Below are 12,723 nucleotides of genomic sequence, written 5' to 3' on the forward strand. Positions count from 1 at the left end.
GCGACCGTGACCCTGACCCACACCGACCGCACCGCCGACGTCCTCGAGATCCAGCGGGTGACCCACCTCTACGCCCGCGGGCTGGACCGCTTCGACCCGCAGGAGGCGTTGTCGGCCTTCACCGACGACGCCGTGTGGGACGCCAGCCCGGTGGGCCTCGAGCGGCTCGAGGGACGGGCGGCGATCCTCGGCTTCTTCGAGCGGGACGCCGCCGCGATCGCCGACCAGTTCCACATCATCACCAACCACGTCGTCGACCTCGACGCGGACGGGACGACGGCCCGCGGCACGAACTACGTGTTCTCCGAGGGCCACACCAAGTCCGGCGCCGCGTTCAAGGCGATCGCCCTGAACGAGGACGTCTACCGGCGCACCGCCGACGGCTGGCGGATCGCCGAGCGCCGGATCTCCGCACTCACCCCGCCCGAGCTGGAGGGCTTCGATGCCTGAGCCCACCACCCCGACCCCGAGGGCAGAAATGGCCATTTCTGCCCGTCCGTCCCTGGGAGGACCGGCATGACCGCGGTACAGGAGCGCGCCGGCGTGCGCTCGTTCGACAAGCTGTTCATCGGCGGTCGCTGGGTGCCGCCGGCCACCGACGAGGTCATCGAGGTGGTCTCGCCGATCACCGAGGAGGTCGTGGCCACGGTGCCGGCGGCCGGGCCGGCCGACATGGACGCCGCCGTCGCGGCGGCCCGGAAGGCCTTCGACGAGGGGCCGTGGCCGCGGATGACGCCGGCCGAGCGGGCCGCGGCCCTCCGCCGGGTCGGCGAGGAGGTGGGCCGCCGCATCCCGGAGATGGAGGCGTCGTTCACCGCGGAGATCGGCGCCCCGGCGATGATCAGCACCGCGTTCCACGCCAACGCCTCGGCGATCTGGGACGACGCGGCCACCCTCGCCGGCACGATCATCCTGGAGGAGCGGCGGGACCTGCCCGGCGGCGGCACCGCCACGATCGTGCGCGAGCCGATCGGCGTGGCGGCGGTCATCATCCCGTGGAACGGCCCGGTCGCCACGGCGTCGCTGAAGATCGCACCGGCGCTCGCCGCGGGCTGCACGGTGGTGCTCAAGCCCGCACCCGAGGGCCCGGTCTCGGTGATGATCCTGGCCGAGGCGCTGGAGGCCGCGGGCCTGCCCGACGGCGTGGTCAGCGTGCTGCCCGGCGGCCGGGAGGTCGGCGAGTACCTCGTCAAGCACCCCGACGTCGACAAGGTGTCCTTCACCGGTTCGACGGCGGCCGGCCGGCGGGTCATGCAGCTGTGCGGCGAGCGGATCGCCCGGGTGACCCTGGAGCTCGGCGGCAAGTCGGCGGCCATCGTGCTGCCCGACGCCGACGTCGCCTCGGTGGTCCAGACGGTGACCTTCGCCGGCATCGGCAACTCCGGTCAGGTCTGCGCCGCGCTCACCCGGCTGGTCGTCCCGCGCGACCGGCAGGAGGAGGTCGTCGAGGGCGTCAAGGCGATCATGGAGTCGGTCAAGGTCGGGGACCCCCGCGAGGAGGGCACCGTGCTCGGCCCGCTGGCCGCCGAACGCCAGCGGGACCGGGTCGAGGGCTACATCCGGACCGGGCTCGAGGAGGGCGCGCGCCTGGTCACCGGCGGCGGCCGGCCCGAGGGCCTGGACACCGGCTGGTACGTGCAGCCCACGCTGTTCGCCGACGTCGACAACTCCATGCGGATCGCGCAGGAGGAGATCTTCGGCCCGGTCATCGTGGTGATCCCGTACGACACCGTCGACGACGCCGTCCGCATCGCCAACGACTCGCAGTACGGGCTGTCCGGAGCGGTGTTCAGCGCCGACCGGGAGCTCGGTGAGTCCGTCGCCCGGCGGGTCCGCACCGGCCAGATCTACGTCAACGACTGGGGCATGTGCGTCACCCAGCCCTTCGGCGGCTTCAAGCAGTCGGGCCTGGGCCGGGAGGGCGGTCCCGAGGGGATCAGCGCCTTCCTCGAGACGAAGATGATCCAGGGCATCTGAAGAAGGAGCCCGTCCTCCCCGCCCTTCGCACGCTCAGGGCGGGACCCGGGACGGGGCCACGGTGAGCCTCTGGACGGGGCCGCCCCCTGATGAGTAGCGCGGCTCCGGCCCCCGCCAGGGGACCGGAGCCGCGGTGCGTCCGGGGCCGACTCCACCGCCGGGACGCCCGCGGGACGGGTCTGGACAGCTTTTGTGAGCGCCGTTACAGTCCGCCTAACCCTTCGCATCATTACAAGCCTTCGGGAGCTCATCCATGGACAGAGCCGTTCGGACCGGTCGGCGCCCGGCCCTGCGCGGGGCCGGAGCCCTGCTGCTGGCCGTCGGACTCGCCGCCTGCAGCTCGCCCGCCGACACCGCTCCCAGTGGCGGCGGCGGGGGCGAGGGGAGCGGCGGCGAGGGCCTGCCCGACACCGTGCGGATCATGTCGATCCGCGCGCTGACCGGCCCCGTCTCCTTCGCCGGACTCAACGCCCAGAAGGGCATCGACCTCGCGCTGGAGATGATCGAGGAGGACGGCCTGCTCGGGGAGACGACCATCGAGGTCGAGAGCCGCGACAGCGCCACCAGTCCGCAGGAGGCGGCCAGCTTCGCCAGCCAGGCGATCGCCGACCCCTCGTTCGTCGCGATCATCGGCCCCGAGGCCAGCGCCCAGGCGACGGCCGTCTCGCCGATCGTCGACCAGCAGGGCATGCCCACGGTCTACGTGCAGGCCGGCAGCGACGGCGTGGTCATCGGTGACTACACCTTCCGGATGACCCCGCCCGCCGCGTCCTACTTCGACCTGGCCGGGGAGTACGCCGAGCAGCAGGGCGTCGCGACCGCCTCGGTGCTGTTCAACAGCGGCAACCCGACGCTGGTGCAGCTCGGTGAGCAGACCATCCCGGAGCTGGCCGGCGAGCACGGCTTCGAGGTGGTGAGCACCGGCGGGGTGGAGGCCACCCAGCAGGACTTCACCACCCCGGCGTCGCAGATCGCGGGCGACGCCCCGGATGCGGCGTTCCTCATGGTCCAGGGCCCGCAGTACCCGGTGGCCATCACCCAGCTGCGGCAGGCCGGCTACGAGGGCGAGCTCATCGGGATGAGCGCCGCCGGCGCGGGCAACCTGGCCTCGGCCGGGCAGGAGGCCGCCGGCTTCGTCTGGCCGACGAACTTCACCGCCGACCAGGACGTCGAGAGCACACAGGCCTTCGTCGAGGCCTACCAGGCGAAGTACGACGGCGAGGTGCCGAACAACTACGCCGCCGAGGCCTACGACGCGACGTGGTTCCTCGCCCGCGGCCTGGCCGAGGCCGACAGCGCCGACCGCACCGCGCTCCAGGAGGGGCTGGCGGCGGTGGCCCAGGAGGGCTTCGCCGGCGCCCAGGGCGAGATCACCTTCGAGGGCAACGACGCCCGCGTCCCCGGTGTCCTGGTCCGCTGGGACGGCTCGGCGGAGGTCCCGGTGGACAGCGCCGACTCCTGACCTGGCCGCCGGCCGGTGCCGGCGGGGGCGACCCGCCGGCACCGGCCTCCCGGAAGGACCTGACATGGCACAGGACGTGCTCAACGCGCTGACCCTCGGGTCGCTGTACCTGCTCTTCGCGCTCGGGATGAGCCTGGCGTGGGGGACCATCGGGATCCTCAACTTCGCCCACGGCTCGATCTTCATGTTCGCCGCCTTCACCGCCCACCTGGTGGTGCGCGAGGTTGCCCTGCCGATGCCGGTGATGCTCGCCGTCGGCGTCGTCGTGGGGGCCGTGCTCTCGCTGCTGGTGCAGGTGCTTGCCTTCGAGCCGATCCAGCGGCGCGCGACCGACCACCGCAAGGCCGAGATGCAGATCCTCGTCGGCGGCATCGGCATCGCGATCATCCCGCTGGCGGTCGCCCAGTACCTCACCCGCAGCGTTCCGTTCGGGTACCAGGCGGGCACGTTCCGGGTGACCACCTACGACCTGGGCTTCGTCCGGGTCAGCAACGTCCAGCTGGTCACCCTGGTCGCCGCGCTGGGACTGGCCGCGGTCATCGGCTGGTGGCTGCGGGCGGCCCGCCCCGGGCTGGCGCTGCGTGCCATCGGGGTCGACGCCGAGGTCGCGTCGATGATGGGCGTCGACCGGCGGCGGCTGGCCCTGCTCACCATGGCCGTCGCCGGCGGCCTGGCCGGGCTGGCCGGCGTGCTGCTCACCTACTACCTGGGCTCGATCGCGCCCGAGACCGGCGACGCGTTCCTGCTCAAGGCGTTCGCCGCGATCATCCTCGGCGGGGTCGGCAGCATCGCCGGCGTCGTCCTCGGGGCGATGGTCCTGGCCGGGATCGAGACGCTGGTCCTGGTGACGACGTCGGGCACCTGGGCGCCGGCCATCGCCTTCGGCGTCCTCTTCCTGATGCTGCTCGTCCGTCCCAACGGCCTGCTCGGCCGGCAGGAGGTCCGGCGCACATGAGTGCGTGGTACTTCTCCCACCTGGTCCTCATCCAGTCGACCTTCATCAGCCTGCTGCTGGCGCTGTCGATCCAGGTGCCGCTGCGGGCGGGGGTCTTCTCCTTCGCCGGCATCGGCAGCTACGCGATCGGCGCCTACGCCGCGGCGATCCTCACCATCCGGCTGCAGGTGGCCCCGATCCTCGCGATCGGCGCCGGCATGCTCATCGCCGCGGTCACCGGGTACCTGCTGGCGCTGCTCGTGGCCCGGCTGGCCGGCCTCTACCTCGGCATGGCCACCATCGCCTTCGCGCTGTTCCTCGCGGTGGTCGCGACCAACGGCGGCGAGCTCACCGGCGGGGCGACCGGCCTGTTCGGCGCGATCAGCACGCTGACCACCACCCACGTCGTCCTGGTCACCGTGGTGGTCATCCTGCTGCTGGCGGCCAGCGAGCGCGGGGCCATGGGCCGGCGGATCGACGCCGTCCGCGAGGACCCGCAGCTGGCGGTGTCCCTCGGCATCGACGTCAACCGCGTGCGCCGGCGGGTGTTCGTCGTCAGCGGCGCGCTCGGCGCCTGCGCGGGCGGCATGAACAGCCTGCTGCGGACCACCGTCTCGCCGGAGACCATCGGCTTCCACCTCGTGGTCACCGCCCTGACGATGATCATCGTCGGCGGGACGCTGTCCTGGGCGGGCGCGGCGATCGGCGCGGTGATCTTCACCTGGCTGCCCAGCGTCCTGCAGTTCGTCGGCGAGTGGCAGCTGGTCGTCTACGGCGTCCTCGTCGCCGCCGCCGCGGTCTACGTGCCCAACGGCCTGCTCGGGCTGCTGCAGAGCGGGTGGCGCCGGATGCGCACGCGGCACCGGCGGATACCGGCCGAGGGCGCGACGGCGCCGACGGAGCCGGCCACTGCGGACCCGGCCCAGCAGCTCGCCGCCCTCGGCGGCCCGGCGGCGGAGGTGCGGCCGTGACGGCGCTCGACGCACGGCCCGAGGGCCCGCGGCCCGGTGTGCCGGAGGCGGTGCTGCAGACCGAGGACGTCGCGGTGCACTACGGCGGCATCAAGGCCGTCGACGGCATCGACCTCACCCTCGAGACCGGCCGGATCCTCGGCATCCTCGGCCCCAACGGCTCGGGGAAGAGCACACTGCTGGCGGCGATCACCCGGCTCGTCCCGCTCACCCGGGGACGGGTGCTCCTGGACGGCGAGGACTACAGCCGCACCCCCCCGGCCCGGCTGGCCCACCGCGGCATCGCCCGGACCTTCCAGACCGTCCGGCTGCTGCCCGACCTCACCGTGCTCGGCAACATCCAGCTCGGCGCGGACATCCGCCGGAGCCAGGGGGAGCGGGTACGCGAGGTGTTCCGGCGCAGCGTCCCGCCCGCGGTGCAGGAGGCGATCGAGCGGACCGGGCTCGGCGACCTGCTGGACCTGCGGCCCGGCGAGCTGTCCTACGGCACCGCCCGCCGGGTGGAGATCGCCCGGGCGCTGGCCTCCCAGCCGCGGGTGCTCATGCTCGACGAGCCCACGGCCGGCATGAACCAGCCCGAGCGGCTGGAGGTGGCCGGCCTGCTGCGCCGGCTGCGCGACGAGGGGCTGACCCAGCTGCTCGTCGAGCACGACGTGCAGATGATGGTCGACACCTGCGACCGGCTGCTGGCGATGAACCAGGGACTGCCGATCGCCGAGGGCAGCCCGCGCGACGTCGTCCGGGAGCCGGCCGTGCAGGAGGCCTACCTGGGGAAGAGGTGGCACCGTGCTGCAGATCAGTGACCTGCACGTCCGCTACGCGACGGCGGAGGCGGTCCGCGGCGTGGACCTCTCCGCGACGCCGGGGCGGGTGACCCTGGTCCTCGGGGCCAACGGCGCGGGGAAGACCAGCACGCTGCGGGCGGCAGCCGGCCTGGTGCGGGTGCACGCCGGCCGGGTGGAGCTCGACGGGCAGGACATCACCGGCCGGGCGCCGCACAAGGTGGTCCGGGCCGGCATGGTGCTCGTGCCGGAGGGGCGCCGGGTCTTCGCGCCGCTGACCGTGGAGGAGAACCTCGTGCTGGGCGGGTACACCGCCTCCCGCGAGCGCTCCCGCGAGGTGCTCGAGCAGGTGTACGGGATGTTCCCGATCCTGCGCGAGCGGCGCGGCGGCCCGGCCGGGCTGCTGTCGGGCGGCGAGCAGCAGATGCTGGCCTTCGGCCGGGCGCTGATGTCCTCGCCGCGGGTGATCATGCTCGACGAGCCCTCGATGGGGCTGGCGCCGACGATGGTCGAGTCGGTGCTCGGCGCGGTGCGCACCATGGCCGACACCGGCATCGCGGTGCTGCTCGTGGAGCAGAACGCCGACATGGGCCTGGAGATCGCCGACGACGTGGTCGCCATGGCCCGGGGCGAGGTCGTCTTCTCCGGGCCGGCGCAGCAGGCCCGGTCCAACAGCTCGGTGCTCCGGGCCTTCCTCGGCGAGGCCGCGCTCGTCGACTGAACGAGTCGCCCCTGGCGGCAAGAACCCTGATCATGATTAGCTATCCGGACCTCCAGCACGACGCGATCGGCAGGGGAGAGATGCGGACCTACACGGACCTCGTCCCGGTGTTTCCGGACCAGGACGACTGGACCCTCACGACGGTGTTGCGGCACCACGCCGCCCGCCGTCCCGACGCGGTCTTCCTGGACCTGCCCGAGGAGGAGCTGACCCTCACCTACGCCGAGTCTCTGGTCCAGGCCGAGTCGGTCGCCGACCGGCTGGCCGAGGCCGGCGCGGCGCCTGGCGACCGGGTGCTGGTGATGGCCGCCAACTCCTCGCAGTTCCTGCGGACCTGGCTCGGCACCGGCGTCGGCGGCACCGTCGAGGTGCCGATCAACACCGCCTACGAGGGCCTCTTCCTCGAGCACCAGATGGTCACCGCCGCCCCCCGCTGGGCGGTCGTCGACGACGTGCACGCCGCCAAGTTCGTCGCTGTCGCCGAGTCCGCGCGGGTCATCGAGAAGTTCTGGGTGATCGACTCGGGCAGCCGCGAGGAGGCGCTCCGGCTGCTGCGGGACGCCGGCTGGGCGGCCGAGCCGTGGGAGGAGCTCGCGCAGGGCGCCCGCGCCGGCGCGCAGTTCGGCACCCCGGCGCCGTCGGAGCTGGCGTCGATCTTCTTCACGTCGGGCACCACCGGCCCGTCCAAGGGCGTGGCGATGCCGCACGCGCAGATGTACTTCTTCGGTCAGGAGGTCGTCAGCCTGCAGCGGCTGACCCCCGACGACGTCTACTTCACCTGCACGCCGCTGTTCCACGGCAACGCCCAGTTCATGGCGGCCTACCCGGCGCTGATCGCCGGCGCCCGGCTGGTCTGCCGCCCGCGGTTCAGCGCCAGCCGGTGGGTCGAGCACCTGCGGGCCTCCGGCGTCACGGCCACCAACCTCATCGGCGTGATGATGGACTTCATCTGGAAGGCCCCGGCCCGCCCGGACGACACCGACAACGTGCTGCGCACCGTGTTCGCCGCACCCACCGCCACGTCGATCCTCGCGGAGTTCAAGGAGCGCTTCGCGATCGAGGCCTTCACCGAGGTCTTCGGGCTGACCGAGACCAGCGCGCCGATCCTGTCCCCGTACGGGGAGGACCGCCCCGCCGGGGCCGCCGGCCTGCAGGCGGCCGACTGGTTCGACGTGCGGCTGGTGGACCCGGAGACCGACCGGGAGGTGCCGGTCGGCGAGATCGGCGAGCTGGTGGTGCGGCCCCGGCACCCGTGGACCTGCTCGCTGGGCTACTACGGGATGCCGGAGAAGACCGTCGAGGCGTGGCGGAACCTGTGGTTCCACACCGGCGACGCGCTGCGCCGGGACGCCGACGGCTGGTTCTACTTCGTCGACCGCTACAAGGACGCGCTGCGCCGGCGCGGGGAGAACATCAGCTCCTACGAGGTCGAGCAGGGGCTGCTGTCGCACCCCCGCGTCCTCGAGGTCGCGGTCGTCGCGGTCGCCGCCGAGTCCGAGGCCGGCGAGGACGAGGTCATGGCCTGCGTCGTCCGCGACCCCGCGGCCGACCCGGTGGACGCCGCCGAGCTGTGGTCCTGGTGCGAGGGCCGCATCCCCGGCTTCGCCACCCCGCGCTTCATCCGCTTCGTCGACACCCTGCCCAAGACCCCGTCGGAGAAGGTGCAGAAGGCCCAGCTGCGGGCCGCCGGCATCACCCCCGACACCGCCGACCGGCTCGCCGCCGCCCCGGCCGGCGCCGGCGCCCGCTGAGGAGACCCCCCATGGACTACACCGAGGACCCGGTCCACCGGGACATCCGCGAGGCCGTCCGGGCGATGTGCAAGGAGTTCCCGGACGAGTACTGGATGGAGCACGACACCTCGCACGAGTTCCCCTGGGAGTTCTACGAGGCGGTCCGGAAGGCCGGCTGGCTCGGGCTGACCATCCCCGAGGAGTACGGCGGCGGGGGCCTCGGCGTGACCGAGGCGGCCATCGTGGAGCAGGAGATCTCCGCCTCCGGCGCGGGCATGGGCGGCTGCAGCGCCGTCCACATCGGGATCTTCGGGTTCCACCCGGTCATCGAGCACGGCTCGGAGTCGCTCAAGCGCCGCTTCCTGCCGCAGGCGGCCAGCGGCGACCTGCACGTCTCCTTCGCCGTCACCGAGCCCGACGCCGGCACCGACACGACGAACCTCTCGACGTTCGCGCGAAAGGTCGACGGCGGCTTCCTCGTCTCCGGCCAGAAGGTGTGGATCACCAAGGCGCAGGAGGCGCAGCGGATGCTGCTGCTCGCCCGCACCAGCCCCCGCGACCCGAACGGGAAGAAGACGGCGGGCCTGACCCTCTTCTTCGCCCCGATGGACCGCGAGCGGGTGCAGATCCGGCCGATCCCCAAGATGGGCCGCAACGCCGTCGACACCAACGAGCTGTTCATCGACGACCTCTTCGTCGCCGACGAGGACGTCGTCGGCGAGGTCGGCTCCGGCTTCCGGACCATCCTCGGCGGGCTCAACGCCGAGCGGGTGATCAGCGCCAACGCCGCGCTGGGCATCGGCAAGGCCGCGCTGCGCCGCGGCACCGAGTACGCCAAGCAGCGGGTCGTCTTCGGCCGGCCGATCGGGCAGAACCAGGGCATCGCGTTCCAGCTCGCCGACGCCGCCATCCGGCTCGACGCCGCCGAGATGGTGGTGCAGAAGGCCGCGTGGATGGTCGACCGCGGGCTGCCCTGCGGGCGGGAGGCCAACGCCGCGAAGTTCCTCTGCGCCGAGGCCGGCTTCCACGCCGCCGACGTCGCCCTCCAGGTGCACGGCGGCTTCGGCTACGGCAAGGAGTTCCACGTCGAGCGCTACTTCCGCGAGGCGCGGCTCATGCGGATCGCGCCGATCAGCCAGGAGATGGTGCTCAACTACACCGCCGAGCACGTGCTCGGCCTGCCGCGGAGCTACTGAGCATGGTCCCGTACCGCTCGATCCTCTTCGTCCCCGGCCACAAGCCGGCCTGGATCGACAAGGCCCTGGCCGCCGGCGCCGACTGCATCGTGCTGGACCTGGAGGACTCGGTCCCGGCGGACCTGAAGGCCGGCGCCCGGCAGACCGTCGCGGAGTCGATCCGGACGGTGCGGTCCCGCGACACCCGGGTCGGGCTGTTCGTCCGGGTCAACCCGCTGGACACACGGCTGACCGGCGGCGACCTCGAGGCGGTCGTCGTCCAGGGGCTCACCGGGGTGTTCGCGCCGAAGATCAGCACGGCCACCGACGTGCTGCGCTACGACGCGCTGCTCGACCACTTCGAGGAGCGCAACGGGGTGCGCGGGCTGGAGTACATCGTGCCGGTCGAGATGATCGGCGCGATCCAGGCGGCCCGGGAGATCGCGCTGGCCTCGCCGCGGGTCGGCGCGATGATCGGTCCGACCGCCGAGCACGCCGACATCGCCCGCGCCGTCGGGTACCGGTGGACGCCGGAGGGCGAGGAGACCCTCTACCTGCGCAGCCGGATCCTGCTGGGCTGCCGGGAGGCGGGCATCCACCCGCTCACCGGCCTGTGGGAGCGGCTCGACGACCTCGCCGGGCTCAAGGCCTTCGCGGAGAAGGGCCGGCAGCTCGGCTTCCGCGGCATGATCGCGATCCACCCCTCGCACGTCGCCGTCGTCAACGAGGCGTTCTCCCCGACGGCCGAGGAGATCGAGTTCCACGAGGGCCTGGTCGGCGCCTACGAGCAGGCCGCGGCCGCCGGCTCCGGCGCCGTCCGCTACCGCGGCGTGCACATCGACAAGGCGCACGCCGACACCGCCCGGGAGTGGCTGGCGCACGCCCGCGCCACTCCCGGCGCGCGCCCCGCCCCGGGCGACGCCCTGGGCATCGACGCCCCGGAAGGAGGGCACTGACCGTGCGAGGTCTGTACTTCGAGGAGTTCGAGGTCGGCCGGGTCTACCGGCACCCGTTCACCCGGACGGTCACCGAGTCCGACAACGTGCTGTTCACGTCGCTGACGATGAACACCCAGCCGCTGCACCTGGACCACGAGTTCGCCAAGAAGACCATCCACGGGCGGCCGCTGTTCAACAGCCTCTTCACCCTGGCGCTGGTCGGCGGCTTCCACGTGCTGGAGCTGACGTTCGGCACGACCCTGGGCAACCTGGGCTACGACTCGGTCAAGTTCCCCCACCCGGTCTTCCACGGCGACACCCTCCGCGGCGAGACCACGATCCTCGACAAGCGGGAGAGCAAGAGCCGCACCGACAGCGGGATCGTGTGGTTCGAGCACCGCGGCTACAACCAGCACGACGAGCTGATCATGGTCTGCACCCGGGTCGGCCTCATGGCCAAGAGCCCCGAGCACGGGGGCTCCAACCCGGCGGTCACCGGCGAACGCCCGGACTCCGCCACCCCCACCCCCGGCGAGGAGCAGCGAGCATGACCAGCACCCAGACCGACCTGCGCACCTGGGTCCCGGCGACCCGGGAACTGCTCATCGACGGCCGGCTCGTGCCCGGTGCGGGGCCGACCATCGAGGCGGTCAACCCGGCCACCGAGCAGGTCACCGCGACCGTGCCGACGGCGACGCTCGAGCAGGTCGACCAGGCCGTCGCCGCGGCCCGGCGGGCCTTCCCGGCCTGGGCGGCGACCAGCTCGCGGGAGCGCAGCGCTGCCATCCACCGGCTCGCCGACGTCTTCGAGAAGCACAGCGAGCGGCTCACCGCCTCGATCGTCAACGAGGTGGGCACGCCGGCGGCCTTCGCCGAGGTCATGCAGGTGAAGCTGGGCGTCACGCACCTGCGCTGGCAGGCCGAGGCGGCCCTGGTCGACCGCACCGTGCAGCTGGGGGAGTGGCACGACCCGGTGCTGACCCACTCCGAGGTGGCCTACCGGCCGGTCGGCGTCGTGGCCTGCATCACCGGCTACAACTACCCGATCAACCTGGCCGTCTTCAAGTTCGGGGCGGCGCTGGCCGCCGGCTGCACCGCCGTGCTGCTGCCCTCGCCGCGCACGCCGCTGACCACGCTGTGGATGGGCGAGCTGTTCGAGGAGGCCGGCATCCCCGCCGGCGTCCTCAACGTCGTCATCGGCGACGGCCCGTCGGTCGGCCAGCGCCTGACCACCCACCCGTGGGTCGACCGGGTCTCCTTCACCGGGTCCGACGCCGTCGGCGCCCGGATCATGGAGCAGGCCGCCCGCGACCTGAAGGGCGTCACCCTGGAGCTGGGTGGCAAGTCGCCGACCATCCTGCTGCCCGGCGTCGACGCCGCCGCCCTGGCCCGGGACGTCCACCTGCGGTGGGCCCGCAACGGCGGTCAGGGCTGCGCCGCACTGGCCCGGATGCTGGTGCACGAGAGCCTGGTCGACGAGTTCCTCGCCGCCTCCGGAGAGGCGTTCGGTGCGCTCCGGGTCGGCGACCCCTGGGACCGCGAGGTCAACATCGGCCCGATGATCCGCGAGGACCACCGCGCCCGCGTGCAGGGCTTCATCGACGGCGCGCTGGCCGACGGCGGCGAGATCGTCCTCTCGCTGGACACCCCGCTGCCGGAGAAGGGGTACTTCGTCAACCCCGTCGTCTTCGCCGGCCTGCCGCACGACAACCGGCTGGTGCAGCAGGAGGTGTTCGGCCCGGTCGGGGTGCTCGTGCCCTTCGCCACCGAGGACGAGGCGATCCGGCTGGCCAACGAGAGCGACTACGGCCTCGCGGCCAACATCTTCACCCCCGACGTGGAGCACGGCCGCCGGCTGGCCGCCCGGCTGCAGTCGGGGACGGTGTGGATCAACGGCGGCGGCAACATGCGGCCGGACGCGCCCTTCGGCGGCTTCAAGAAGTCCGGGGTCGGCCGGGAGATCGGCGAGTGGGGCATCCGGGAGTACCTCGAGGCGCAGCACGTGCAGTGGCGGCCGTGAACGGGCAGGG

General features: G+C 72.8%; 12 protein-coding genes. All 12 read left to right on the top strand.

The window, feature by feature from the left end:
• Positions 1 to 6 precede the first annotated feature (6 nt).
• The 12 genes from MY526_RS07795 (at position 7) to MY526_RS07850 (ending at position 12,713) form a co-directional block, all read left to right on the top strand.
• Positions 7 to 450: a nuclear transport factor 2 family protein gene (locus MY526_RS07795; RefSeq protein ID WP_436690852.1), complete on the top strand. Its 444-nt coding sequence runs from the start codon at positions 7 to 9 to the stop codon at positions 448 to 450.
• A 66-nt stretch (positions 451 to 516) separates the two neighbouring features.
• Positions 517 to 1,977 (top strand): aldehyde dehydrogenase, encoded by a 1,461-nt coding sequence (locus MY526_RS07800; protein ID WP_436703614.1) that lies wholly within the window; start codon positions 517 to 519, stop codon positions 1,975 to 1,977.
• A 253-nt stretch (positions 1,978 to 2,230) separates the two neighbouring features.
• Positions 2,231 to 3,439, top strand: coding sequence for an ABC transporter substrate-binding protein (locus MY526_RS07805; protein ID WP_436703615.1), 1,209 nt, complete (start codon positions 2,231 to 2,233; stop codon positions 3,437 to 3,439).
• Positions 3,440 to 3,503: 64 nt separating this feature from the next.
• Positions 3,504 to 4,394 carry a branched-chain amino acid ABC transporter permease gene (locus MY526_RS07810; RefSeq protein WP_436690860.1) on the top strand — a complete coding sequence of 297 codons (891 nt, stop codon included), beginning with the start codon at positions 3,504 to 3,506 and terminating at the stop codon, positions 4,392 to 4,394.
• Positions 4,391 to 5,344, top strand: coding sequence for a branched-chain amino acid ABC transporter permease (locus MY526_RS07815; protein ID WP_436690862.1), 954 nt, complete (start codon positions 4,391 to 4,393; stop codon positions 5,342 to 5,344). Before MY526_RS07810 ends, MY526_RS07815 begins: the two co-directional genes overlap by 4 nt.
• Positions 5,341 to 6,147 (top strand): ABC transporter ATP-binding protein, encoded by an 807-nt coding sequence (locus tag MY526_RS07820; protein WP_436690864.1) that lies wholly within the window; start codon positions 5,341 to 5,343, stop codon positions 6,145 to 6,147. Before MY526_RS07815 ends, MY526_RS07820 begins: the two co-directional genes overlap by 4 nt.
• Positions 6,131 to 6,847, top strand: a complete 717-nt coding sequence (locus MY526_RS07825) for an ABC transporter ATP-binding protein (RefSeq protein ID WP_436690866.1) — start codon at positions 6,131 to 6,133, stop codon at positions 6,845 to 6,847. The genes MY526_RS07820 and MY526_RS07825 overlap by 17 nt, the downstream gene beginning before the upstream one ends.
• Positions 6,848 to 6,879: 32 nt before the next feature.
• Positions 6,880 to 8,598 carry an AMP-binding protein gene (locus MY526_RS07830; RefSeq protein ID WP_436690868.1) on the top strand — a complete coding sequence of 573 codons (1,719 nt, stop codon included), beginning with the start codon at positions 6,880 to 6,882 and terminating at the stop codon, positions 8,596 to 8,598.
• An 11-nt stretch (positions 8,599 to 8,609) separates the two neighbouring features.
• Positions 8,610 to 9,776: an acyl-CoA dehydrogenase family protein gene (locus tag MY526_RS07835; RefSeq protein WP_436690870.1), complete on the top strand. Its 1,167-nt coding sequence runs from the start codon at positions 8,610 to 8,612 to the stop codon at positions 9,774 to 9,776.
• 2 nt (positions 9,777 to 9,778) lie between these two features.
• On the top strand, positions 9,779 to 10,711 hold the full coding sequence (locus MY526_RS07840; protein ID WP_436703616.1) for an HpcH/HpaI aldolase/citrate lyase family protein: 933 nt from the start codon (positions 9,779 to 9,781) through the stop codon (positions 10,709 to 10,711).
• A 2-nt stretch (positions 10,712 to 10,713) separates the two neighbouring features.
• A complete protein-coding gene (locus MY526_RS07845; protein WP_436690873.1) occupies positions 10,714 to 11,244 on the top strand; it encodes a MaoC family dehydratase in 531 nt (176 codons plus the stop codon).
• Positions 11,241 to 12,713, top strand: coding sequence for an aldehyde dehydrogenase family protein (locus MY526_RS07850; protein WP_436703617.1), 1,473 nt, complete (start codon positions 11,241 to 11,243; stop codon positions 12,711 to 12,713). Before MY526_RS07845 ends, MY526_RS07850 begins: the two co-directional genes overlap by 4 nt.
• The last annotated feature ends 10 nt before the right edge of the window (positions 12,714 to 12,723 follow it).

Source organism: Geodermatophilus sp. CPCC 205761 (assembly GCF_051383655.1).
Lineage (GTDB): Bacteria > Actinomycetota > Actinomycetes > Mycobacteriales > Geodermatophilaceae > Geodermatophilus.

Excerpts from the sequence above, each read along its gene's own strand:
- MY526_RS07800 (WP_436703614.1), top strand. The coding sequence starts at position 517 with ATGACCGCGGTACAGGAGCGCGCCGGCGTGCGCTCGTTCGACAAGCTG.
- MY526_RS07805 (WP_436703615.1), top strand. The coding sequence starts at position 2,231 with ATGGACAGAGCCGTTCGGACCGGTCGGCGCCCGGCCCTGCGCGGGGCC.
- MY526_RS07810 (WP_436690860.1), top strand. The coding sequence starts at position 3,504 with ATGGCACAGGACGTGCTCAACGCGCTGACCCTCGGGTCGCTGTACCTG.
- MY526_RS07815 (WP_436690862.1), top strand. The coding sequence starts at position 4,391 with ATGAGTGCGTGGTACTTCTCCCACCTGGTCCTCATCCAGTCGACCTTC.
- MY526_RS07830 (WP_436690868.1), top strand. The coding sequence starts at position 6,880 with ATGATTAGCTATCCGGACCTCCAGCACGACGCGATCGGCAGGGGAGAG.
- MY526_RS07835 (WP_436690870.1), top strand. The coding sequence starts at position 8,610 with ATGGACTACACCGAGGACCCGGTCCACCGGGACATCCGCGAGGCCGTC.
- MY526_RS07840 (WP_436703616.1), top strand. The coding sequence starts at position 9,779 with ATGGTCCCGTACCGCTCGATCCTCTTCGTCCCCGGCCACAAGCCGGCC.
- MY526_RS07850 (WP_436703617.1), top strand. The coding sequence starts at position 11,241 with ATGACCAGCACCCAGACCGACCTGCGCACCTGGGTCCCGGCGACCCGG.